This window comes from Bradyrhizobium sp. CCGUVB14 (assembly GCF_024199935.1).
Classification (GTDB): domain Bacteria; phylum Pseudomonadota; class Alphaproteobacteria; order Rhizobiales; family Xanthobacteraceae; genus Bradyrhizobium.
The window spans coordinates 454,363-478,073 of record NZ_JANADS010000001.1 but is presented as its reverse complement, the minus strand read 5'-3'; the positions used below and the strand labels follow the sequence as shown (position 1 = coordinate 478,073).

The window sequence follows — 23,711 nt, the reverse complement described above, 5'->3', positions numbered from 1 at the left end:
GTTTGGCGGAATGGCGCGTTACGAGGATCTGCCCTACCGAACCTGCGTCGGGGTGATGCTGATCAATGCGAAGGGGCTGGTGTTCATCGGCCGTCGTGCCGGCGGGATCGAGCATGTCGACGACAGCCACGTCTGGCAGATGCCGCAGGGCGGGGTCGATCCCGGCGAGGACAATTGGGATGCCGCCAAGCGCGAGCTCTACGAAGAGACCAGCGTGCGCTCGATCGAGCGGCTCGGCGAGGTGCCTGACTGGCTGATCTACGACATCCCGCGCACGGTGGCCGGGCGCGCCTGGAAGGGCCGCTACCGCGGCCAGCGCCAGAAGTGGTTCGCGGTCCGCTTCACCGGCAAGGACAGCGAGATCAATGTCGAGAAGCCCGGCGGCGGCGGCCACAAGGCCGAGTTCGTCAGCTGGCGCTGGGAGCCGATGAAAAACCTTCCCGGGCTGATCATCCCGTTCAAGCGCCCGGTCTACGAGCGCGTGGTGAAGGAATTTTCCGCGCTCGCCGATGACTAAATCAAATTGTCATCCCGGCTTTGATGCTAAGGCACCGGCTGGGCTGACAACGAGAGCTTCCGCGTGACGAACGAAAAACCCTACCGTCCCAATGTCGGGATCGCGCTGTTCAACGCCGACGGCCGCGTGCTGATTGGGCACCGCTTCAAGGGCGACGGCCCCGAGATCATCCTGCCCGGACTCGACTGGCAGATGCCGCAGGGCGGCGTCGATGAGGGCGAGGTGTTGCGCGATGCCGCCATGCGCGAGCTCTGGGAGGAGACCAGCGTCGTCAGCGCCGATTATCTCGGCGAGACCGACTGGCTCACTTACGAATTCCCGCCCTATGACGGCCCGCAGACGCATCGGCTGGCGAAGTTTCGCGGCCAGCGCCAAAAATGGTTCGCGCTGCGTTTCACCGGCAAGGACGACGAGATCAATCCGCTGACGCCGCGCAACGGCCAGCCCGCGGAGTTCGACGCGTGGCGCTGGGAGCGGCTCGACCGCGTCGCCGACATCGTGGTGCCGTTCCGGCGTGAGGTCTACCGCGCGGTGGCGCGGGAGTTTGCGGCCTTCGCCGGGTAGGAGCGCGAAAACAACCCCATGCACAGTAGAACGGGGGTTGAAATCATTGACTGATTTTCGCCGGGCATCGGCGTGTCAGCCGGCACCCTTTTCAGTTCGTCGGCCCGACCGTGAACGGGCCGATTGCGATGACGTGGCAGTCGCTGTCGTGCTTGACGCAGTCGGCCAGTGCGCCGTTGACGGCGGTCTGCTCGTCGGCGGCCTTCAGGCCGAGGCCGGGACGGCCCGCGGTGCCGACGGCGACCGCGTTCCAGCCCATGCCCTCGCCGAGCTTGCGCACGACATCGTCGCGCGCATCGGCCACGATGGAGGAATTGGTCGCGGCGTGGAAGAAGCCGTTGGGCTTCAGCAGGGTCGGGATCGGCACGACGAAATTGTCGTCGACCGCCACGATCATGCAGGCCGAGCCCGCGATCGCGCCGCAGGACTCCAGCGAACGCCGCGCGGTCTCGTCGACCGACGACGCCCCCAGCACCATGAAATATTGCCCGCCCGGTCCGAGCGCGACCGAGCGCGATTTTGCCGCCGGCGCATAGATGTTCTCGACGCGAGTCCTGGCCTGATCACGCAGCATCGGAAAGTCCTTCGATGCGAACGGGCGCTCGGTCATGGTGTCGTGCCGCACCCAGGGCTGCGGCGGCATCGGCGGATTGCCATGGCTGTAGACGACCTTGTTGCCGACCGCATAGAGCTCGCAGCGCCGCGGCGATTGCGCGGCATCCGCGCGCTTCTGGCACTGATCGAGCGCCATGTTGCGCGCGGCCTCCTCGTTCGGCTGATTGAGCGCGGAGCCGTTGAAGCCGCCGATGTTCAGGGCGAAGGCCTTGTAATCGCCGGCGGCGGCATATTCGTTGCTGAGGAAGGCACGCTGGCGCTCGCCGAGGAACGGCACCGCGTCCACGGCGATCTTGCCGCCCGACGCGGCCGGCGGTGACGGCATCGGTGCCGGTGGCGGTGTCACGGCTGCCGTTTGTGTCGGTGTCGCCGTCGGCACGGGCGACGGCGTCGGCGCCTTCGCGGCCATCGTCGGCGTGGGGCTCGGGGATGGCGCAGCGACGGGGCTGGGCGACGGCGCAGCCGCGGTCGTCGACAGCTGGGCGGTCTCGAGCTTGGTGAAATAGAGGAAGCCGCCGACGCCGATGGCGACGACGGAGACCACGCCGACCACCAGCGGCCACATCCAGTTCGGCGCGGGTGCAGCCTTGGCGACCTTCTTCACCTGCGGCGTCGTGTAAGTCCCGTCCTCGCGCCGCATCGCCACCATATAGGCGTGCACCGGCGTCGGGATGTTCTTCACCTCCTGCGCGCCGATGTCGGCGAACTGCACCGACAGCTTGTTGGCGACCTGCTCGTGCACGGCACGCGAGACGCAGATGCCGCCGACCTCCGCCAGCCCCTCGAGCCGGGCCGCGATGTTGACGCCGTCGCCGAGCAGATCACCGTCGCGCTCGACCACGTCGCCGATGGTGATGCCGATGCGGAACGACATCTGCCGGCTCGGCGGATAGGCCATGTTACGGGTCCGCAAGCTCTCCTGAATGTCGATCGCGCAGCGCACCGCGTCGACCGCGCTCGGGAATTCCGCGAGCACGGCATCACCTGCGGTGTTGAAGATGCGACCGTTCGCCTTTGCGATGAAATCGTCGATGACTTCGCGGTAGGACGCCAGACGCCGCAGCGTCTCTTCCTCGTCTTCCGCGACCAACCTCGAATAGCCGGCAATATCGGCTGCAAAGATCGCTGCGATCTTGCGTTTCATCTGCAAATGCCCTGGAACAAAATCCGCGAGCGCAGAATGCCGTTATCTCCGGCGCGGTGCAACAAAGTTCAGCGCCCGCCACAACCGTGACGAGCGCTGAACTTATTCAGGAATTTCGCGCGAGCCCCGAAGCCGCGCTCCGGGGCTTAGTGCATAGCCGTCGAGCTGAGCTGCTGCTGGATGCTCTTGTAGTGATCGAGCCGCTCGAGGGCCTGATCGAGCTCGTTACCTTCGTGCTCCTTCAGCCCTTCTTCCATCTCCGAGATGGTCTCGGCGAACTGGGCGCGGTCGAGTTCGTCCAGCGAGGTCGCGACGTCGGCGAGCACGGTGAGGCCCTTTTCCGAGACTTCGGCAAGGCCGCCGAGCACGATGATCTTCTCGTGCTTGCCACCGGTGGTGACGGTGAGGATGCCGGGGCGGATGGCAGCCACGACCGGCGCATGACCTGCCAGCACGCCGAAGTCACCCTCGACGCCGGGAATGTCGACCTGGTCGACTTCGCCCGAGAACGCGAGCTTTTCCGGAGAGACGAGATCGAAGTGGAAGGTGGCCATTGAGATGCCTTGCGAAACGTGAGGAGCGAATGGCGGGCGATTGAAACAGGAAGCGGCTCTTCACCGCTCCCTATTCGCACTTCGCCGGCTTAGGCGGCTTCCGCCGCCAGCTTCTTGCCCTTCTCGACCGCCTCTTCGATGGTGCCGACCATGTAGAAGGCGGCTTCCGGCAGGTGGTCGTACTTGCCTTCCACCAGGCCCTTGAAGCCCTTGATGGTGTCGGCGAGGTCGACGAACTTGCCCGGCGAACCCGTGAAGATTTCGGCGACGTGGAACGGCTGCGACATGAAGCGCTCGACCTTGCGGGCGCGGGCCACGGTCAGCTTGTCTTCTTCCGAAAGCTCGTCCATGCCGAGAATGGCGATGATGTCCTGGAGCGCCTTGTAGCGCTGCAGCACCTGCTGGACCTGACGGGCGACCGCGTAGTGCTCCTCGCCGACGACCAGCGGGGAGAGCATGCGCGAGGTCGAGTCGAGCGGGTCCACCGCCGGATAGATGCCCTTTTCAGCAATCGAGCGCGACAGCGTGGTGGTCGCGTCCAAGTGCGCGAACGAGGTCGCGGGCGCCGGGTCGGTCAAGTCGTCGGCCGGAACGTAGATGGCCTGCACCGAGGTGATCGAGCCCTTCTGCGTGGTGGTGATGCGCTCCTGCAGCGCGCCCATGTCGGTGGCGAGCGTCGGCTGATAACCCACCGCCGAAGGAATACGACCGAGCAGCGCCGACACTTCCGAGCCGGCCTGAGTGAAGCGGAAGATGTTGTCGACGAAGAACAGCACGTCCTGGCCCTTGTCGCGGAAGTCTTCCGCGATGGTCAGACCGGTGAGCGCGACGCGGGCGCGGGCGCCCGGGGGCTCGTTCATCTGGCCGAACACCAGCGCGCACTTCGACTTCACGCTCGGATCCGGATTGTGCGGATCGGCGTTGACCTTGGACTCGATGAACTCGTGATAGAGGTCGTTGCCCTCGCGGGTACGCTCGCCGACGCCGGCGAACACGGAGTAACCGCCGTGCGCCTTCGCGACGTTGTTGATCAGCTCCTGAATCAGCACGGTCTTGCCGACGCCGGCGCCACCGAACAGGCCGATCTTGCCACCCTTCGCATACGGAGCAAGAAGATCGACGACCTTGATGCCGGTGACGAGAATTTCAGCTTCGGTCGACTGGTCGGTGTAGGTCGGCGCTTCCTGGTGGATCGCGCGCAGGCCTTCCGACTTGACCGGACCGGCTTCGTCGATCGGCTCGCCGATGACGTTGATGATGCGGCCGAGCGTGCCCTCACCGACGGGAACGCGGATCGGCGAACCGGTGTCGCTGACTTCCTGGCCGCGGACCAGACCTTCGGTGGTGTCCATCGAGATGGTGCGGACGGTCGACTCACCGAGATGCTGGGCGACTTCGAGCACCAGGCGGTTGCCGCCGTTCTTGGTCTCGAGCGCGTTGAGAATGGCCGGCAGGTGGCCTTCGAACTGCACGTCGACGACGGCGCCGATGACCTGGGTGACGCGACCGAGCTGGGCTGCCATTGAATGTCTCCTTCGATCCGAATTTGTAGACCACGGTCGGCTGGTTGACCGGGATGTTGAGTTTGACGGGTACCGATGCGTCTTCGCTAGACGGCTTCGGCGCCCGAGATGATTTCGATCAGTTCCTTGGTGATCTGCGCCTGACGCGTGCGGTTGTAGACCAGCGTCTGCTTGCGGATCATTTCGCCGGCGTTGCGCGTCGCGTTGTCCATCGCGCTCATCTGAGCGCCGTAGAACGAGGCGTTGTTCTCGAGCAGCGCGCGGAAGATCTGGACCGCGAGGTTGCGCGGCAGAAGACGGGTGAGAATCTCGTCCTCTTCCGGCTCGTATTCGTAAGACGTCGTGTTGGCGGCACCGCCCTCCTCGACGACCAGCGGGATGATCTGCTGGGCGGTCGGGATCTGCGCGATCACCGAGCGGAAGCGCGAGTAGAACAGCGTGCAGACGTCGAACTCGCCGTTGTCGAAACGCGACAGGATCTTCTTGGCGATGTCCTCGGCGTTGACGAAGCCGATCTGGCGCACACTGCGCAAATCGAGATGCTCGACGATCTGCTTGTCGAACTGGCGGCGAAGCTGCTCGTAACCCTTGCGGCCGACGCAGAAGAACTTCACTTCCTTGCCCTGGTTCATCAGGGCCAGCGCGCGCTCGCGGGCGAGACGCACGATCGACGAGTTGAAAGCGCCGGACAGGCCACGCTCGCCGGTGCAGACCAGCAGCAGGTGAACCTGGTCGCGGCCGGTGCCGGCCAGCAGCGTCGGCGCGCCGGGCGACCCCGCGGCCGCGCTCGCGATGTTGGAGATCACCGCGCTCATCTTGTCGGCATAGGGACGTGCAGCTTCCGCGGCGGTCTGCGCACGGCGCAGCTTCGAGGCCGCGACCATCTGCATGGCCTTGGTGATCTTTTGCGTCGCCTTGGTGGAGGCGATGCGCACGCGCATGTCTTTAAGTGACGCCATTCTTCGTTCACCCCGGCGGTTCGACTGATGCGTCGGACCGCTAGCCTGTCCCTATCGCAATGCCCGGCCGGGCGCCGGGCATGCTTGATATTGTTTTGCCTCTCGCGAAGCGATCATGGCCGGAAGATCCGGCCATGAGGCTCTGCTTAAGCGAAGCTCTTGGCGAAGCCTTCGACCACCGACTTCAGCTTGGCAGCCACGTCGTCCGAGAGGTCGCGGCTGTCGCGGATCGAGTTGAGGATGTCGGTGTTCTTGCCGCGGAGCAGCGAGAGCAGACCGTCCTCGAACGCACGCACCTTGTTGACCGGGAGCGGATCGAGATAGCCGTTGGTGCCGGCCCAGATCACGCAGACCTGCTCTTCCATCTTCAGCGGCGAGAACTGCGGCTGCTTCAGGAGCTCGGTGAGGCGCGAGCCGCGGTTCAGCAGGCGCTGGGTCGAGGCGTCGAGGTCGGAGCCGAACTGCGCGAACGCCGCCATTTCGCGGTACTGCGCGAGCTCGCCCTTGATCTTGCCGGCGACCTTCTTGGTGGCCTTGGTCTGCGCCGACGAACCGACGCGCGACACCGACAGACCGACGTTCACCGCGGGACGGATGCCCTGGAAGAACAGGTCGGTTTCCAGGAAGATCTGACCGTCGGTGATCGAGATGACGTTGGTCGGAATGTAGGCCGACACGTCGTTGGCCTGGGTTTCGATGACCGGCAGCGCCGTCAGCGAGCCCGAGCCCTGGTCCTTGTTCAGCTTCGCCGCGCGCTCGAGCAGGCGGGAGTGCAGATAGAACACGTCGCCGGGATAAGCTTCGCGGCCCGGCGGGCGGCGCAGCAGCAGCGACATCTGACGGTAGGCGACGGCCTGCTTGGACAGATCGTCATAGATGATGACGGCGTGCATGCCGTTGTCGCGGAAGTACTCGCCCATGGTGCAGCCGGTGAAGGGCGCGATGTACTGCATCGGCGCCGGATCCGACGCGGTGGCGGCAACGACGATCGAGTATTCGAGCGCGCCCTGCTCTTCCAGCACCTTCACGAACTGGGCAACCGTCGAACGCTTCTGGCCGACTGCGACGTAGACGCAGTACAGCTTGATGTTCTCGTCGGGCTGCGCGTTGAGCGGCTTCTGGTTCAGGATGGTGTCGAGCGCGATCGCGGTCTTGCCGGTCTGACGGTCGCCGATGATCAGCTCGCGCTGGCCACGGCCGATCGGGATCAGGGCGTCGATCGCCTTGAGGCCGGTCGCCATCGGCTCGTTCACCGACTTGCGCGGAATGATGCCGGGCGCCTTGACGTCGACGCGCATACGCTTGTCGGCCTGGATCGGGCCCTTGCCGTCGATCGGGTTGCCGAGACCGTCGACAACGCGGCCGAGCAGGCCCTTGCCGACCGGCGCGTCCACGATGGCGCGGGTGCGCTTGACGGTCTGGCCTTCCTTGATCTCGCGGTCGGCACCGAAAATAACGACACCGACGTTGTCGGTTTCGAGGTTCAGCGCCATGCCGCGGGTGCCGTTCTCGAACTCGACCATTTCACCGGCCTGGACGTTGTCCAGACCATAGACGCGGGCGATGCCGTCGCCGACGGACAGCACCTGTCCGACTTCGGAGACTTCAGCTTCCTGGCCGAAATTCTTGATCTGGTCCTTGAGGATCGCGGAAATTTCCGCGGCGCGGATGTCCATCAGCCTGCCTCTTTCATCGCGTGCTTGATCGAATTGAGTTTGGTGCGAAGCGAACTATCGATCATGCGGCTGCCAAGCTTCACGACGAGGCCACCGATGATCGAGGGATCGATCTTCACGTTGAGCGCGACGTCCTTGCCGGTCACCGACTTCAGGGCAACCTTGAGGGCGTCGAGATTCTTGTCCGAAAGCGCTTCCGCGACCGTGACGTCCGCGGTCGCCTCGCCCTTGAACTTGGCGACGAGGGCGCGGTAGGCGCGGATGACGTCAGCCACCGCGAACAGGCGGCGGTTGGCGGTCAGCACTTTCAGGAAATTGGCGGAGATGCCGGCAATGCCGGCCTTGTCCAGGACGGCCGAGAGGGCCTTGGACTGGGCGTCAGCCGCGAAAACCGGACTGCGGACGAGGCGCTTGAGATCAGCGCTTTCGTTCAGCAGACCCTCGAACTTGTCGAGATCGGCTTTGACCTCGTCGACCACCTTCTGGTCGCGGGCCAGTTCAAACAAGGCCGTTGCATAACGGCCGGACACACCTGAAACGGACGTATCTTCTGCAGCCACAGACGCGCTCTTTTAGCTGTCAAATTCGCAAGGGAAAAACCGTCGCCACAACGCGGCGCCTAGCGATCCAAGCCCTTGGAATTCAAGCGGGACTTTGATTCTCGGCCGACACAGGACGTGCCGGGTCCGTTAAAATCGCGGCTTTGCTAACATAGCAGGCGCGCACGTGCAACATGACGGCAACCTAAAGGCTTGGGTGTTTCTCGCCAGTTCGTCGCACGCTGCGATCATCCATTGCTGGCTGCGATGAAGCTGCCCTGAACCTGCCATGCCACGGAATTGCCACGACCGTTACGTCGGCAACCGGCCCGTTGGTTCCTGCCTCCAGCGCATAGCGGCCATGAACACGGATCGCTGAGGCGTGACCGAAGCCGCCCGGGCCTCGACCTCGGAATACTTACCTAATTCTAAACGCAAAGCATAACAACTTCGTTTTACAGTATTCGTAAGTAATCGATCAGTTAACAAATCATTAAAGTGAAAGATTACGGAACTTCGGCTGAATATCGATTCAGATCACAAGATATTTCAGCATGGCTCCGAACGGGTTTACTGCCCAATTCACGCCGCATTGGGAATCGAAACGCCAAACCGCTCACAAACTGATGGGGGCTCCATTAGCCACATATGTGGCAATACTAGCGTAGGGACCAATAAATGCTGTCTTTGACCCGGCCGCGTACGGCGATCGCTTTCGTCGCCGCGACTCTCCTCGTGGGGGGAACCGCAACCGAAGCTTCCGCCAAATCCCGGCATCACCACCGCTATTCTGCGCATCATCACCGCCACCACGCCGAGAACGATTCCAACGCGACCTCCGATTGGCGCAACGCCAATGCGTCGATGACGCCGACGTCGGGCACGGGCCGCAGCTTCTCCGGCATGGCCTCCTATTACGGCAACGAGTCCGGCAGCCGCACGGCGTCGGGCGCGCGCTTCAACCAGAACGCCATGACCGCGGCGCACCGTTCGCTGCCGTTCGGCACCAAGCTGCGCGTCACCCATGGCGGCTCGAGCGTCATCGTCACCATCAATGACCGTGGCCCGTTCGTGCGCGGCCGCGTGCTCGACCTCTCCACGGGCGCTGCCCGCGCGATCGGCCTCACCGGCGCCGGCGTCGGCCGCGTCACCGCGGAAGTGATCTCGTAAGGCGCAGTTTAGCTGCGCGAAATAAGCCCGCCGTCTTGGGGGACGGCGGGCTTTTTGTTGTCTGGTCGTAGCCCGGATGGAGCGAAGCGAAATCCGGGTCTTCGCGCGCGGGTCAACCTGTCCCGGATTACGCTGCGCTCCATCCGGGCTACGGACGCTCTCTCCCCGTCATTGCGAGAAGCCCTTGCGACGAAGCAATCCAGACTGCCTCTGTGGAGGGATTCTGGATTGCTTCGCTTCGCTCGCAATGACGGGGAGAGAGCGGTGGGGCCCTTACAAAAAGCTCTGTGGATCGACGTCGACCTCGAGCTTCTGATTGCCCTTCGGCTTCGGGCACACCGCAAGCCAGTTCCGCAAATAATCCGACAGATCGAACCCCCGCGCCGCCTTCACCAGGATGCGGAAGCGGTAGCGGCCCTTGATGACGGCGAGCGGGGCTTCGGCGGGGCCGAGCACCACCACGCGCTCGTCGCGCGGCGCGAGCGCAACGAGGCGGCGGCCCAGGCCTTCCGCGCTCGGACGATCGCCCGCCGAGATGATCAGGCTCGCGAGCCTCCCGAACGGCGGATAGAGCGTGCGCTCGCGCAGATCGATTTCGCTGTCGTAGAAGGCCTCGCGGTCGCAGGCGATCAGCGCCTTCATCACGGGATGATCGGGCTGATGGGTCTGGAGATAGCCGACGCCGCGGCCCTGCTCGCGCCCCGCACGCCCGATCACCTGGTTCAGCAGCTGCCAGGTGCGTTCCGCCGCACGCGGATCGCCGTTGGACAGACCGAGATCCGCATCGACCACGCCGACCAGATTGAGCCGCGGAAAATTGTGGCCCTTGGCGACGAGCTGCGTGCCGATGATGATGTCGACACGGCCCTCCGCGATCTCGGCAAGCTCGCTGCGCATCGTCTCGATCGAGGTGATGAGATCGCTCGACAGCACCATGGTGCGCGCATCCGGAAACAGCGCGGCCGCCTCCTCCTGCAGGCGCTCGACGCCGGGGCCGACCGCGACCAGCGATTCCTCCGCCGCGCAATGCGGGCAGGCGTGCGGACGCGGCATCGAGAAGCCGCAATGGTGACAGACCAGGCGCTGGCGAAAACGGTGATCGACCAGCCAGGCATCGCAGATGGTGCAGGCGAAGCGATGGCCGCAACCGCGGCAGAGCGTCAGCGGCGCGTAGCCGCGGCGATTGAGGAACAGCAGTGCCTGCTCGCGCTTCTCGACCGCTTTTTTGATCTCGGACGCCAGCCGCGGCGAGATGAAGCGGCCGCGCGCCGGCGGCTCGCGACGCATGTCGATCGCCTCGATATGCGGCATGTGCTGGCCGCCGAAGCGCGACGGCAGCGCGACGCGCTGATAGCGGTTCTTGCGCGCGTTCACCTCGGATTCGACCGACGGCGTGGCGGAGGCCAGCACGATCGGGATCTTTGCGATATGCGCGCGCACCACGGCCATGTCGCGGGCGTGGTAATGCACGCCCTCGTCCTGCTTGTAGGCCTGGTCGTGCTCCTCATCGACCACGATCAGGCCGAGATTGGCGTAAGGCAGAAACAGCGCCGAGCGGGCGCCGACCACGACAGGGGCGGTGCCTTCCGAGATCGCGGCCCAATTGCGGGCGCGGGTGCGCGGCGTCAGCTCGGAGTGCCACTCGATCGGCCGCACGCCAAAGCGTTGCGCGAAACGGTCGAGGAACTGGCCGGTGAGCGCGATCTCCGGCATCAGGATCAGCGTCTGCTTGCCGCGACGGATCGATTCCGCGATCGCCTCGAAATAGACCTCGGTCTTGCCCGAGCCGGTGACGCCGTCGAGCAGCGCGACGTGAAAGGTGCCGTTGGCCGCGAGCGCGCGCATCGCATCGACGCCGGCACGCTGCAGCGGCGAAAAATCCGGCCGGCCGAACTCCGGATCGGGCGGCGGCGGCGGTGGCGGCGGCGGCATCGGCTCGACCGTGAGCGTGCCTTCGTCGACCAGGCCGTCGATCACGCCGGCCGATACGCCGGCTTCCCTGGCGGCCTCGGATTTGCCGTGCAGCAGCCGGTCCGACAGCACCTCGAGCACGCGCTGGCGCGCCGGCGTCAGCCGCCGCGGCAGATCGCCAACCAGGCGCACGCCGGCGCGCACGCGCTCGGGGCCGAGATTCTCGCCCATCCGCAGGCACATGCGCAGCACCATGCCGCGCGGGCTGAGCGTGTAATTGGCGACCCAGTCGACGACCGCGCGCAGTTCGGGTTTGAGCGGCGGAAGATCGAGCTTCTCGTTGACCTCCTTGAGGCGGTTGTGCAGGCGCGGATCGGGATTGGCGTTTTCCGCCCAGACCACGGCGAGCACCTCGCGGGCGCCCAGCGGCACGCCGACGAGATCGCCGGCCTTCAGCTCCATGCCGCGCGGCACCTTGTAGGAATAGGTCTGGTCGAGCGCGACCGGCACCAGCACGTCGACCATGCGGGTCGCGTTGGCGGGGGCGGTTTGGCTGCGCGACGAATGATCCATGGAGAGAGAATCGGAACCCCGGGGGCAGTGAGGCTAGCGCCGTGGAGCCGCCTTAGCGAACAGTAAACTGGTGTGATGCGATATACTGTGCGGAATCATTCCGTCCAGAGCGCATGAGCAAAGCCGCCGCCCCACTTATCGAGCTCGCCAGCGCCGATCCCTCGATCGCGCAGGAGATGACGCGCTGGCTGGCGCATCTCGGCGCCGAGCGACGGCTGTCGCCGAAGACGCTGGAGGCCTATGGCCGGGACTTGCGGCAGTGCCTGGATTTCCTGTGCAGCCATTGGGGCGAGCGCGTGACGCTTGAACGGTTTTCGTCGCTGGAAGCCACCGATGTCCGTGCCTTCATGGCGATGCGGCGCGCCGACGACATTGCCGGCCGTTCACTGATGCGCGCGCTTGCGGGCCTGCGCTCCTTCGGCCGCTTCCTGGAGCGCGAGGGCAAGGGCAAGGTCGGCGCGCTCTCCGCCATCCGCGCGCCGAAGGTCGCAAAAACCTTGCCGAAGCCGCTGCCGATGGCATCGGCCAAACGCCTGGCCGACGCCGACGAGCGCGCCGGCGAGGATCGCGAGACCTGGATTCTGGTGCGCGACGCCGCCGTGATGGCGCTGCTGTATGGATCGGGCCTGCGCATCTCCGAAGCGCTCGGCCTGAAGCGCCGCGAGGTGCCGAAGCCAGGCGAAGGCGACGTGCTCGTCGTCACCGGCAAGGGCAACAAGACGCGCATGGTGCCGGTGCTGCAGAACGTGCTGGCGCTGGTGCAGGAATATGTATCGATGTGCCCGCATACGCTGCCGCAGGACGGGCCGATCTTCGTCGGGGCGCGCGGCGGTCCGCTGAGCCCGCGCATCATCCAGCTCGCGATGGAGCGGCTGCGCGGCGCGCTCGGGCTACCCGACAGCGCCACGCCGCATGCGCTCCGGCACTCCTTCGCCACGCACCTGCTCTCGCGCGGCGGCGACTTGCGCGCGATCCAGGAATTGCTCGGCCATTCCTCGCTCTCGACCACGCAGATCTATACCGGCATCGATTCTGAACGATTGCTGGAAGTCTATGCGAGCGCGCATCCAAGACGCTGAATTGCGTCGCTGAACCCTGACATCAAGCTGTCATCGCCGCCATGCCTCTTGCGCAGGCCGCGCGGTTCGGTCAATCGTTACCGGACCGACACAGGAGGGGACTCATGAGCGCACACGAAAGCATGGAGCACGCCGAGCATGCCGAGCACGCATCCGGCGAGAACAAGAAGATCGCCCTGCTGATCGCGGTTCTGGCGCTGTTCCTGGCGATCTCGGAAACACTCGGCAAGGGCGCGCAAACCGAGTCCATCAGCAAGAATGTCGAGGCCTCCAATCTCTGGGCGTTCTTCCAGGCCAAGAGCATCCGCCGCACCGTCGTCCAGACCGCCGCCGACCAGGGCAAGCTGACGCTGGGCGCCGCCACCGACGACGCCATGAAGGCCGCGGTGCAGAAGCAGATCGACGACTGGCAGAAGACCGCGGCGCGCTACCGCTCCGAGCCCGAGACCGGCGAAGGCACCGAACAGCTCGCCGAGAAGGCCAAGGAAGCCGAGCATCAGCGCGACGAGGCGACCGCGAAATATCATCACTTCGAGCTGGCGTCGGCCGCCTTCCAGATCGGCATCGTGCTGGCGTCGGCCACGATCATCACCGGCATGCTGCCGCTCGCCTGGATCGCCGGCCTGCTGACGCTCGCTGGCCTTGGCATGACCGTGCTCGGCGCCTGGGCGCCGCATCTGTTGCATCTGCACGGGTGAGTGGGCGGCTACACTCCGCCGTCGTCCCGGCGAAAGCCGGGACCCATACCGCGCGATCTATCGATTGCAGACGGTAGAGGTACCGAACGACGAGTCTTCGCCAAATTCTTCCCTGTGGTTATGGGTCCCGGCTTTCGCCGGGACGACACAGGAGAGCTAGCGCGCCTCGTGCACGCTCTTGCGGAAGCGCTGGATCAGACGGAGCGTGCGCGAGGACCAGCCTTCGCCGTTGCCCTTGATCAGCTCGCGGATGCGCCGCTTGATCGGCTCGACCAGCTCGGTCGCCTTGGCGCGCACTTTCAGCACCAGCTCGTAGAGTCGTTCGAACCAGTGCATCTCCAGCAGCTTGTCGCGCGTGACGTCGAACACGAAGGCGGTGACGCCGACGCCGAGCATCTTGGCGAACAGGATCGTGAAGACCGCGCTGGTCCAGTATTCATGCGTGAGCAGCCACAGGCCGACCAGCTTGAGCGGAAACAGCGGGATGATCGGGACGGCGAAGACGATCAACGTCATCGCCGGCGACAGTGCGTCGACGCGCTCCGACAGCCAGGCCTTGAACCGGGCGAGCGGGATCAGTGCGACAACCCGCGCGACGATCGGTTCGAGGTGGTCCCACAGCCAGGCTTCGATCAGGAAGATGATCGCCAGCAGGACCCAGACAGGTTGAAGAAGGCGGCGCAGCATGTGTTTCCCGCCCGATTTAGCCCTGGGCGCGGACCTACATATGGATGGCCCGCTTGCCGACTGCAAGCGCGGCTTCCTTGACGGCCTCCGAGCGGGTCGGATGCGCGTGGCAGGTGCGGGCGAGATCTTCCGCACTGCCACCAAACTCCATGAGAACGCAGGCCTCATGGATCATTTCGCCGGCCTCGATGCCGATGATGTGCACGCCGAGCACGCGATCGGTCTTCGCATCTGCGAGAATCTTCACAAAGCCGTCGGTGGTCTGGTTGACCTTGGAGCGGCCGTTGGCGGTAAAGGGAAACTTCCCGACGGTATAGGCGATGCCCGCCTGCTTCAGCTCGTCCTCGGTCTTGCCGACGGAGGACACTTCCGGAGTGGTATACACGACGCCTGGGATAACGTCGTAGTTCACGTGGCCGGCCTGGCCTGCGATGATCTCCGCAACGGCCACGCCTTCATCCTCGGCCTTGTGCGCGAGCATCGGGCCGGCGACGACGTCGCCGATGGCGTAGACGCCCTTGAGGCTGGTGGCGAAATGCGGATCGATCTGCACGCGGCCGCGGGGATCGAGCGCGACGCCGGCTTCCTTCAGACCGAGGCCATCCGTGTACGGCACACGGCCGATGCAGACGAGCACGACGTCGGCCTCCAGCGTCTCGGCGGCACCGCCGGCGGCGGGCTCGATCGTCGCCTTGAGCGTCTTGCCCGAGGTGTCGACAGCGGTGACCTTGGCGCCGAGCTTGAACGCAAAGCCCTGCTTCTCGAGGATGCGCTGGAATTGTTTTGCAATTTCGCCGTCCATGCCGGGCAGGATGCGGTCGAGGAATTCGACCACGACGACTTCGGCACCGAGACGCTTCCACACCGAGCCGAGCTCGAGGCCGATCACGCCGGCGCCGACGATGAGCAGCTTGCCGGGCACCTTGTCCAGCGCCAGCGCGCCGGTCGAGGACACGATGCGCTTCTCGTCGATCTCGATGCCCTTGAGGCGCGCGATGTCGGAGCCGGTGGCGATGACGATGTTCTTGGTCTCGATCACCTGCGACTTGCCGTCGGCGGAGACTTCGACCTTGCCGGTGCCCAGGATCTTGCCGGTGCCCTTGAGCACGTCGACCTTGTTCTTCTTCATCAGGAACTCGACGCCCTTGACGTTGCCGTCGATGCCCTGCTGCTTGAAGTTCATCATCGTCGGCAGATCGAGCTTCGGCGCGGAGACGCTGACGCCCATCTTGGCGAAGGAATGCCCCGCTTCCTCGAACATCTCGGAGGCATGCAGCAGCGCCTTCGACGGCATGCAGCCGACGTTGAGGCAGGTGCCGCCGAGCGTGGCGTTCTTTTCGACGACGGCGACCTTCATGCCGAGCTGGCTTGCGCGCACCGCGCAGACGTAACCGCCAGGTCCAGTGCCGATGACGACGAGATCGTAGGTAGCCATGAGAGAAAGTCCCGTAAGTTTAGCGTGATGAGGATGTGTCAGCGTCCGCCGGCGCGTCAGCGACCGCCGGACACATCGAGAATGGCTGAGGTGACGTAAGAGGCATCGTCCGACATCAGCCAGACGATGGCATTGGCGATTTCTTCGGCGGTGCCGACGCGCTTCATCGGCACCATATGGGCCAGCCGGTGGTGCCGATCGGGCTCGCCGCCGGAGGCGTGGATGTCGGTGTCGATCAGGCCGGGGCGAATGCCCGCGACGCGAATGCCTTCGGCCGCGACCTCGTAACCGAGGCCGATGGTGAAGGAATCGATCGCGCCCTTGGACGCCGCGTAGTCGACATAGGTATTCGGCGCGCCGAGCTTGGCAGCAACCGATGACAGATTGACGATGACGCCGCCCTTGCCGCCGTGCTTGGTCGACATCCGCTTCACGGCTTCGCGTGCGCAGAGGATCGAGCCGGTGACGTTGACCGCCAGCACGCGCTGGATGCGCTCGGCCGACATCTCGTCGACGCGCACCCCGCTCTTGCCGACAATGCCGCCATTGTTGACAAGCGCGGCCAACGTGCCGAACTTGTCGGCCTGCTTGAACAGATCGATGATGTCGCCTTCTTCGGCGACGTCGCATTTCACAGCGATCGCCTTGCCGTTACCGGCTTCGATCTGCGCGACCACCTCGTCTGCGGCCGCCTGGTTGCTGGCATAGCCGACCACGACGCGGTAGCCGCGCGCGGCCGCCGCAAGCGCGGTCGCGCGACCAATGCCGCGGCTGCCGCCGGTGATGACAACGACCTTATCCGTCACGCGCGCCTCCATGGTTCGACAGGCGCCGTCACCCGAAACAGCGACGGCGCTCGCAGAGCATCAGCGATCAGAGGTCCAGCACCAGACGCGCCGGATCTTCCAGGCTCTCCTTGACGCGAACCAGGAAGGTGACGGCTTCCTTGCCGTCGATCACGCGGTGATCGTAGGACAGCGCCAGATACATCATCGGGCGAACCTCGATCTTGCCGCCGACCACCATCGGGCGATCCTGGATCTTGTGCATGCCGAGGATGCCGGACTGCGGCGCGTTCAGGATCGGGGTCGACATCAGCGAGCCGTAGATGCCGCCATTGGTGATGGTGAAGGTGCCACCCTGCATCTCGTCGATCTTGAGCTGGCCGTCACGGGCGCGGCGACCGAAATCGGCGATGCCCTTCTCGATGTCGGCGATCGACTTGTTGTCGCAATCGCGCACGACCGGCACGACGAGACCCTTGTCGGTGCCGACGGCGACGCCGATGTGGTAGTAGTTCTTGTAGATCAGGTCGGTGCCGTCGATCTCGGCGTTGACCGCCGGGATGTCCTTCAGCGCCTGCACGACGGCCTTGGTGAAGAAGCCCATGAAGCCGAGCTTCGAGCCGTGCTTCTTCTCGAACGCATCCTTGTAGTGAGCACGCAGCGCCATCACGTTGGTCATGTCGACCTCGTTGAAGGTCGTCAGCATGGCCGCGGTGTTCTGCACGTCCTTGAGGCGGCGCGCGATGGTCTGGCGCAGGCGGGTCATCTTGACGCGCTCTTCGCGGGCGGCGTCATCGGCCGGCGAAGCGCTGCGCACCTGCACGGCGGCGGCGGGCTGGTTGACCGGGGTCGGCGCGGACGCCGCACGCTCGATCGCGGCGAGCATGTCGCCCTTGGTGACGCGGCCGTCCTTGCCGGAGCCCGGAACGGTCGAGGCATCGACGCCGGTCTCGGCGGAAAGCTTGCGCACCGACGGGGCGAGCGGCGCATCGGCCGGCGGGGCCTTCGCGGCCGGAGCCGGCGCGGGGGCAGCAGCAGCGGGAGCCGGAGCAGCAGCGGGCTTGGCGGGCGCGGCGGCGGGCTTTGCGCCGGCGGCACCTTCGGTGATCTGTCCGAGCAGCGCGCCGACTGCAACAGTCGTACCGTCAGCAGCGATGATCTCGCTCAGCGTGCCCGCGGACGGCGCCGGGACTTCGATGGTGACCTTGTCGGTCTCGAGCTCCACCAAGGGCTCGTCGACGGCGACGGCGTCGCCGGCCTTCTTGAACCAGCGGCCGATGGTGGCCTCGGTGACGGATTCGCCGAGCGTCGGCACACGAATTTCAGTCATGGTCTTTTCCTTAAGGGATCGCCAATGCGGTCGTGAATTCGGGGGGTGTCATCGGCCGGCGAAAAGCAAGCCATCCAGCAAGCCGGGACGCATCGCATTCACGAGGTCGTCACGACTTACCGGATGCCCCGCCTTGTGGGCGGGGCATGACGCAGTTCGAAAAGATCAGCTCAATGCTTCGTCCAGGAACGCCTTCAGCTGCGCCTGATGCTTGGACATCAGACCAGTGGCGGTCGCGGCGGAAGCGGCGCGGCCGACATAACGCGGACGCCGGCTCACACCGTTCACCTGGTTCAGCACCCATTCCAGATAGGGCTCGATGAAGTGCCAGGCACCCATGTTGCGCGGCTCTTCCTGGCACCAGATCACTTCCGCCTTCTTGAAGCGGGACAGCTCGGCCACCAGCGCTTTCAGCGGCACCGGATAGAGCTGCTCGACGCGCATCAGATAGATGTCGTCGATGCCGCGCTTCTCGCGCTCCTCGTAAAGGTCGTAATAGACCTTGCCCGAGCACAGCACGATGCGGCGGATCTTGTCGTCCGGAACGAGCTTGATCGCCTCGTTCGGCAGCATCTGGGCGTCATCATACAGGATGCGGTGGAAGGTCGTTCCCTTCGCGAGCTCCTCGAGACGCGAAACGGCGCGCTTATGACGCAGCAGCGACTTCGGCGTCATCAGGATCAGCGGCTTGCGGATCTCGCGATGAAGCTGACGGCGCAGCACGTGGAAGTAGTTCGCCGGCGTGGTCGGGTAGACCACCTGCATGTTGTCTTCCGCGCACATCTGCAGGTAACGCTCCAGACGCGCCGAAGAGTGCTCCGGCCCCTGGCCCTCATAGCCGTGCGGCAACAGGCAGACGAGACCGGACATGCGCAGCCATTTGCGTTCGCCCGAGGAGATAAACTGGTCGAACACGACCTGCGCGCCGTTGGCGAAGTCGCCGAACTGGGCTTCCCACAGCGTCAGCGTGTTCGGCTCGGCGAGCGAGTAGCCGTATTCGAAGCCGAGCACGGCTTCTTCCGACAGCAGCGAGTTGATGACCTCGTAATGGCCCTGCTCGTGGCCGAGATGGTTGAACGGCGTGTAGCGGCTCTCGTCCTCCTGGTCGATCAGGACCGAGTGACGCTGCGAGAAGGTGCCGCGCTCCGAGTCCTGGCCCGACAGGCGCACGTGGTGGTTCTCGTTGAGCAGCGTGCAGAACGCCAGCGCCTCACCGGTCGCCCAGTCGATGCCGGCACCGGTGTCGATCGCCTTCGAGCGATTCTCGAGGAAGCGCTGGATGGTGCGATGGACGCGGAAACCGTCCGGCACCTTGGTGATCTTGCGGCCGATGTCCTTCAGCGCGGTGATGTCGACGCCGGTGACGCCACGACGCGCGTCCTCTTCCTGGTCGGCGATCTTGAAGCCCGCCCACTTGCCGTCGAGCCAGTCGGCCTTGTTCGGCTTGTAGGAGGTGCCGGCTTCGAACTCGGCATCGAGCCGCGCGCGCCAGTCGGCCTTGGCCTTGTCGACCTCGCCCTCGGTCATCACGCCTTCGCTGACCAGACGGCGGGCGTACAGCTCCAGCGTCGAGGGGTGAGCCGCGATCTTCTTGTACATCACCGGCTGGGTGAACGCCGGCTCGTCGCCTTCGTTGTGGCCATGCCTGCGGTAGCAGAACATGTCGATGACGACGGGCTTGTGGAATTTCTGCCGGAACTCGGTCGCGACCTTTGCCGCGAACACCACGGCTTCCGGATCGTCGCCGTTCACGTGGAAGATCGGCGCGTCGATCATCTTCGCCACGTCCGACGGATACGGCGAGGAGCGCGAGTAACGCGGATAGGTGGTGAAGCCGATCTGGTTGTTGACGATGAAGTGCACGGAGCCGCCGGTGCGGTAGCCCTTCAGATCCGACAGACCGAAGCATTCCGCGACCACGCCCTGGCCCGCGAACGCCGCGTCGCCATGCATCAGGAGCGGCATCACCGAGATGCGCTGATCCGGCGGATCGCCGTGCTGGTCCTGCTTGGCGCGGACCTTGCCGAGCACGACGGGATCGACGATCTCGAGATGCGAGGGGTTGGCGGTCAGCGACAGATGGATACGGTTGCCGTCGAACTCGCGGTCCGAGGACGCGCCGAGGTGGTACTTCACGTCGCCCGAGCCTTCGACCGCGTCGGGGTTGGCCGAGCCGCCCTTGAACTCGTGGAACAGCGCGCGATGGGCCTTGCCCATCACCTGGGTCAGCACGTTGAGGCGGCCGCGATGCGGCATGCCGAGCACGACTTCCTTCACACCGAGATTGCCGCCGCGCTTGATGATCTGCTCGAGCGCGGGGATCAGGGATTCACCGCCGTCGAGGCCGAAGCGCTTGGTGCCGGTGAACTTGGTGTCGCAGAACTTTTCGAAGCCTTCGGCTTCGACGAGCTTCATCAGGATGGCGCGGCGACCTTCGCGCGTGAAGGAGATTTCCTTATCCGGGCCTTCGATGCGCTCCTGGATCCAGGCCTTCTGCGCAGCGTTGCTGATGTGCATGAACTCGACGCCGAGCGTCTGGCAGTAGGTGCGCTCGCAGATCGCCGTGATTTCGCGCAGATTGGCGTATTCGAGACCGAGCACGTGATCGAGAAAGATCTTGCGGTCGAAATCGGCTTCGCTGAAGCCGTAGGTGCGCGGGTCGAGCTCTTCGCGGTTGCGCGGGGCTTCGATTCCGAGCGGATCGAGCTTGGCGTGGAAGTGGCCACGCATGCGGTAGGAGCGGATCAGCATCAACGCACGCACAGAGTCGCGCGTGGCCTGGAGCAGGTCGGCGGAGGAGATGTCGGCGCCCTTGGCCTGCGCCTTGGCGGCGATCTTGCTGCCGACCGCCTTCTCGACCTCGGCCCAGTTGCCGTCCAGCGCGGAGGTCAGGTCGTCCTTGGGCGTCTGCGGCCAGTTGGCGCGCTCCCAGGATGGGCCCTCGGCGTTCTTGCGGACGTCGGCGGGCTGGTCGTTGAGGCTCTTGAAGAACTCCTGCCACTCGGCGTCGACCGAGGACGGGTCCTTCTCGTAGCGGGCGTAGATTTCGTCGATGTAGGTGGCGTTGGTGCCCTGCAAAAAGGATGAGAGGGCAAAGGCTGCGTTCGCGTCCTGGCGAGACATACTTGAGTTCCTGGCGATTTCGGTTCGCGCATAACAAACGGCGCTGGCGTCGGGCTCCCCGGCAGAGGCCCGACGCGACTGGCACCATTTACCCTATTTGCTGCGAAACTTCGCCCGGAAAAGCACGAAGGAGTGAATTAGCCCTTCAATTTTTCGGCAAGCGTGTGGCCAAGACGGGCGGGAGACGGCGACACTGTAATCCCTGCGGATTTCATCGCGTCGGTCTTGGAACCGGCGTCGCCCTTGCCGCCCGAGATGATTGCGCCGGCATGGCCCATGCGGCGGCCGGGAGGGGCGGTGACACCGGCGATGAAACCGACCATCGGCTTCTTGCGGCCACGCTTGGCCTCGTCCTTCAGGAACTGGGCGGCGTCTTCCTCGGCGGAGCCGCCGATCTCGCCGATCATGATGATCGATTCGGTCTTGGGGTCGGCCAGGAGCATTTCGAGGACGTCGATGAACTCGGTGCCCTTGACCGGGTCGCCGCCGATGCCGACCGCGGTGGTCTGGCCGAGGCCTTCCTGGGAGGTCTGGAACACGGCTTCATAGGTCAGCGTGCCCGAACGGGAGACGATGCCGACGGAGCCGGTCTTGAAGATGTTGGCCGGCATGATGCCGATCTTGCACTCGCCGGCGGTCATGACGCCCGGGCAGTTCGGCCCGATCAGGCGCGACTTGGAGCCGGCCAGCGAGCGCTTCACGCGCACCATGTCGATCACCGGAATGCCTTCGGTGATGCAGACGATCAGCGGGATCTCGGCGTCGATGGCTTCGCAGATCGCGTCGGCCGCACCCGGCGGCGGCACGTAGATCACCGATGCATCCGCGCCGGTCTTCTCGCGCGCCTCGCGCACGGTGTCGAACACCGGCAGGTTCAGATGGGTCGAGCCGCCTTTGCCCGGCGAGGTGCCGCCGACCATCTTGGTGCCGTAGGCAATCGCGGCTTCGGAGTGGAAGGTGCCGTTCTTGCCGGTGAAGCCCTGGCAGATGACCTTGGTGTTCTTGTCGATCAGGATGGACATGAGGTCTGCTTTCGCGAAACTAACGAGTGAGAGGTCAGTGGATGCGGCGGTAGACGCCAGTGAGCACGTCAGCCCAGCCTTCCGCGTCCGGCGAGAACTGGATCTTCAACGAGTAGGAATTGTCGTCGATGATCTCGTAGACGTGGCGCGCATTGCCGCGGAGCGAGCCGCGCACCAGCGTCAGGGTCTTGCCGGCCCACCCGCCGGAGGCGGGCGCGGGCGGCGTGTAGCCGAGTGAATCGTACCAGAACAATTTGTAGGTCCGGTCGTCGCGGTCCCAGGTGAAGATGCCGTGGGTGGCGAAGCTCTGCTTGCCGTCACGCATCTGCACCGCGTCCTGGATCAGGTAGAAGCCGTTGAGGTCCATGCGCGCCACGACATGAGAGGTGGCGGAGCCACCCTCCGTCCAGCGCGACGGAAAGACCACCTCTTCACCATTCCATTCGCCGGCGAACGCCGACAGGCGCATGTGCTCGGTGAGGGGGGATGATGCGGCGAGATGGTCCTGGGTCATGGCCTTAGCCTCCCTTGACGGCCTTCACGATCTTCTGCGCGGCGTCGTCGAGATTGTCGGCCGGCACCACGTTGAGGCCGGATTCACGGATGATCTTCTTTCCGAGCTCGACGTTGGTGCCTTCGAGGCGAACCACCAGCGGAACGCTGAGGCCGACCTCGCGCACGGCGGCGGTGACGCCCTCGGCGATCACGTCGCACTTCATGATACCACCGAAGATGTTGACCAGGATGCCCTTCACGTTGGGATCCGCGGTGATGATCTTGAACGCGGCCGCGACCTTCTCCTTGCTGGCGCTGCCGCCGACGTCGAGGAAGTTCGCCGGCGCCATGCCGTAGAGCTTGATGATGTCCATCGTCGCCATGGCGAGACCGGCGCCGTTGACCATGCAGCCGATGTTGCCGTCGAGGGTGACGTAGTTGAGGTCGTACTTGGACGCCTCGATTTCCTTGGCGTCTTCCTCGGTCTCGTCGCGCAGCGCGAGCACGTCGGGGTGACGGAACAGGGAGTTGTCGTCGAACGACACCTTGGCGTCGAGCACGCGGAGCTGGCCCTGCTTGGTCACGACCAGCGGGTTGATCTCCAGCATGGCCATGTCCTTGGCGACGAAGGCCGCGTAGAGCTGCGCGGTGAGCTTCTCGGCCTGCTTGGCGAGGTCACCGGAGAGCTTCAGCGCGTTGGCGACGGTGCGGCCGTGATGGCCCATGATGCCGGTCGCGGGATCGACCGAGAAGGTGACGATCTTTTCCGGGTTGTTGTGCGCGACGTCCTCGATGTTGACGCCGCCTTCGGTCGAGACGACGAAGGAGACGCGCGAGGTCTCGCGGTCGACCAGGATCGAGAGGTAGAACTCCTTGTCGATGTCGGAGCCGTCCTCGATGTAGAGGCGGTTGACCTGCTTGCCGGCGGGGCCGGTCTGGATCGTCACGAGGGTGGCGCCGAGCATCTGCTTGGCGAATTCGGAGACCTCCGCGGCCGACTTGGCGATGCGGACGCCGCCCTTGTCGCCGGCTGAGGCTTCCTTGAACTTGCCCTTGCCGCGGCCGCCGGCGTGGATCTGGCTCTTCACCACATAGACCGGACCCGGCAGCGCCTTGGCGGCAGCTTCGGCGTCGGCGGCCTTCAGGACCGGAACGCCCTTCGAGATCGCTACGCCGAACTCGCTCAGCAGCGCTTTGGCCTGATATTCATGGATATTCATATGATCGCTCCCTGAACCCGCGGGCGGAGACCCCTAGGGGCCCACCTCAGTCTTGTGGCTGGCATACCATATACCACGAGAACTGCAACCCG

At 65.0% G+C, this 23,711-nt stretch carries 20 protein-coding genes; 5 read left to right on the top strand and 15 right to left on the bottom strand.

What is annotated here, in order from left to right; genetic code table 11:
• Positions 1-10 precede the first annotated feature (10 nt).
• Positions 11-517 carry an RNA pyrophosphohydrolase gene (locus NLM32_RS02330; RefSeq protein ID WP_254127678.1) on the top strand — a complete coding sequence of 169 codons (507 nt, stop codon included), beginning with the start codon at positions 11-13 and terminating at the stop codon, positions 515-517.
• Positions 518-580: 63 nt separating this feature from the next.
• Positions 581-1,081 (top strand): RNA pyrophosphohydrolase, encoded by a 501-nt coding sequence (locus NLM32_RS02325; RefSeq protein WP_254127677.1) that lies wholly within the window; start codon positions 581-583, stop codon positions 1,079-1,081.
• A gap of 91 nt (positions 1,082-1,172) precedes the next feature.
• Here NLM32_RS02325 and NLM32_RS02320 read toward each other — a convergent pair whose 3' ends face one another.
• The 6 genes from NLM32_RS02320 to NLM32_RS02295 form a co-directional block, all read right to left on the bottom strand.
• Positions 1,173-2,840 carry an adenylate/guanylate cyclase domain-containing protein gene (locus tag NLM32_RS02320; protein ID WP_254127676.1) on the bottom strand — a complete coding sequence of 556 codons (1,668 nt, stop codon included), beginning with the start codon at positions 2,838-2,840 and terminating at the stop codon, positions 1,173-1,175.
• A 146-nt stretch (positions 2,841-2,986) separates the two neighbouring features.
• Positions 2,987-3,394, bottom strand: coding sequence for a F0F1 ATP synthase subunit epsilon (locus NLM32_RS02315; RefSeq protein WP_254127675.1), 408 nt, complete (start codon positions 3,392-3,394; stop codon positions 2,987-2,989).
• An 89-nt stretch (positions 3,395-3,483) separates the two neighbouring features.
• Positions 3,484-4,917 carry a F0F1 ATP synthase subunit beta gene (atpD, locus tag NLM32_RS02310; protein WP_254127674.1) on the bottom strand — a complete coding sequence of 478 codons (1,434 nt, stop codon included), beginning with the start codon at positions 4,915-4,917 and terminating at the stop codon, positions 3,484-3,486.
• Positions 4,918-5,003: 86 nt separating this feature from the next.
• A complete protein-coding gene (locus NLM32_RS02305) occupies positions 5,004-5,876 on the bottom strand; it encodes a F0F1 ATP synthase subunit gamma (protein WP_254127673.1) in 873 nt (290 codons plus the stop codon).
• Positions 5,877-6,022: 146 nt separating this feature from the next.
• The gene (gene atpA, locus NLM32_RS02300; protein WP_254127672.1) at positions 6,023-7,552 is read right to left on the bottom strand and encodes a F0F1 ATP synthase subunit alpha; all 1,530 of its coding nucleotides are present in this window, start codon (positions 7,550-7,552) and stop codon (positions 6,023-6,025) included.
• Positions 7,552-8,112, bottom strand: a complete 561-nt coding sequence (locus NLM32_RS02295) for a F0F1 ATP synthase subunit delta (RefSeq protein WP_254127671.1) — start codon at positions 8,110-8,112, stop codon at positions 7,552-7,554. Before NLM32_RS02295 ends, atpA begins: the two co-directional genes overlap by 1 nt.
• Before the next feature lie 657 nt (positions 8,113-8,769).
• Between NLM32_RS02295 and NLM32_RS02290 the strand changes: the two genes are divergently transcribed.
• The gene (locus tag NLM32_RS02290; protein ID WP_254127670.1) at positions 8,770-9,261 is read left to right on the top strand and encodes a septal ring lytic transglycosylase RlpA family protein; all 492 of its coding nucleotides are present in this window, start codon (positions 8,770-8,772) and stop codon (positions 9,259-9,261) included.
• Between the two features lie 273 nt (positions 9,262-9,534).
• On the opposite strand, the gene NLM32_RS02285 is transcribed toward NLM32_RS02290, so the two are convergent.
• Positions 9,535-11,745 carry a primosomal protein N' gene (locus tag NLM32_RS02285; protein ID WP_254127669.1) on the bottom strand — a complete coding sequence of 737 codons (2,211 nt, stop codon included), beginning with the start codon at positions 11,743-11,745 and terminating at the stop codon, positions 9,535-9,537.
• A 113-nt stretch (positions 11,746-11,858) separates the two neighbouring features.
• Between NLM32_RS02285 and NLM32_RS02280 the strand changes: the two genes are divergently transcribed.
• A complete protein-coding gene (locus NLM32_RS02280) occupies positions 11,859-12,824 on the top strand; it encodes a tyrosine recombinase XerC (RefSeq protein ID WP_254127668.1) in 966 nt (321 codons plus the stop codon).
• 104 nt (positions 12,825-12,928) lie between these two features.
• A complete protein-coding gene (locus NLM32_RS02275) occupies positions 12,929-13,522 on the top strand; it encodes a DUF4337 domain-containing protein (RefSeq protein WP_254127667.1) in 594 nt (197 codons plus the stop codon).
• A gap of 156 nt (positions 13,523-13,678) precedes the next feature.
• Here the strand turns inward: NLM32_RS02275 and NLM32_RS02270 are convergent, their stop codons facing one another.
• The 8 genes from NLM32_RS02270 to sucC form a co-directional block, all read right to left on the bottom strand.
• Entirely contained in the window at positions 13,679-14,209 is a 531-nt protein-coding gene (locus NLM32_RS02270) for a hypothetical protein (protein WP_254127666.1), read from the bottom strand.
• 34 nt (positions 14,210-14,243) lie between these two features.
• Positions 14,244-15,644: a dihydrolipoyl dehydrogenase gene (gene lpdA, locus NLM32_RS02265; protein WP_254127665.1), complete on the bottom strand. Its 1,401-nt coding sequence runs from the start codon at positions 15,642-15,644 to the stop codon at positions 14,244-14,246.
• Between the two features lie 56 nt (positions 15,645-15,700).
• The gene (locus NLM32_RS02260) at positions 15,701-16,462 is read right to left on the bottom strand and encodes an SDR family oxidoreductase (RefSeq protein WP_254127664.1); all 762 of its coding nucleotides are present in this window, start codon (positions 16,460-16,462) and stop codon (positions 15,701-15,703) included.
• 55 nt (positions 16,463-16,517) lie between these two features.
• A complete protein-coding gene (gene odhB / locus NLM32_RS02255) occupies positions 16,518-17,759 on the bottom strand; it encodes a 2-oxoglutarate dehydrogenase complex dihydrolipoyllysine-residue succinyltransferase (protein WP_254127663.1) in 1,242 nt (413 codons plus the stop codon).
• A 165-nt stretch (positions 17,760-17,924) separates the two neighbouring features.
• Complete coding sequence (locus tag NLM32_RS02250) at positions 17,925-20,882, bottom strand: 2-oxoglutarate dehydrogenase E1 component (protein ID WP_254127662.1); 2,958 nt, start codon at positions 20,880-20,882, stop codon at positions 17,925-17,927.
• Between the two features lie 137 nt (positions 20,883-21,019).
• On the bottom strand, positions 21,020-21,904 hold the full coding sequence (sucD, locus tag NLM32_RS02245; RefSeq protein ID WP_008145220.1) for a succinate--CoA ligase subunit alpha: 885 nt from the start codon (positions 21,902-21,904) through the stop codon (positions 21,020-21,022).
• A gap of 34 nt (positions 21,905-21,938) precedes the next feature.
• Complete coding sequence (locus NLM32_RS02240; RefSeq protein WP_254127661.1) at positions 21,939-22,418, bottom strand: DUF1579 family protein; 480 nt, start codon at positions 22,416-22,418, stop codon at positions 21,939-21,941.
• Between the two features lie 4 nt (positions 22,419-22,422).
• Positions 22,423-23,619 carry an ADP-forming succinate--CoA ligase subunit beta gene (sucC, locus tag NLM32_RS02235; protein ID WP_254127660.1) on the bottom strand — a complete coding sequence of 399 codons (1,197 nt, stop codon included), beginning with the start codon at positions 23,617-23,619 and terminating at the stop codon, positions 22,423-22,425.
• Between the last annotated feature and the right edge of the window lie 92 nt (positions 23,620-23,711).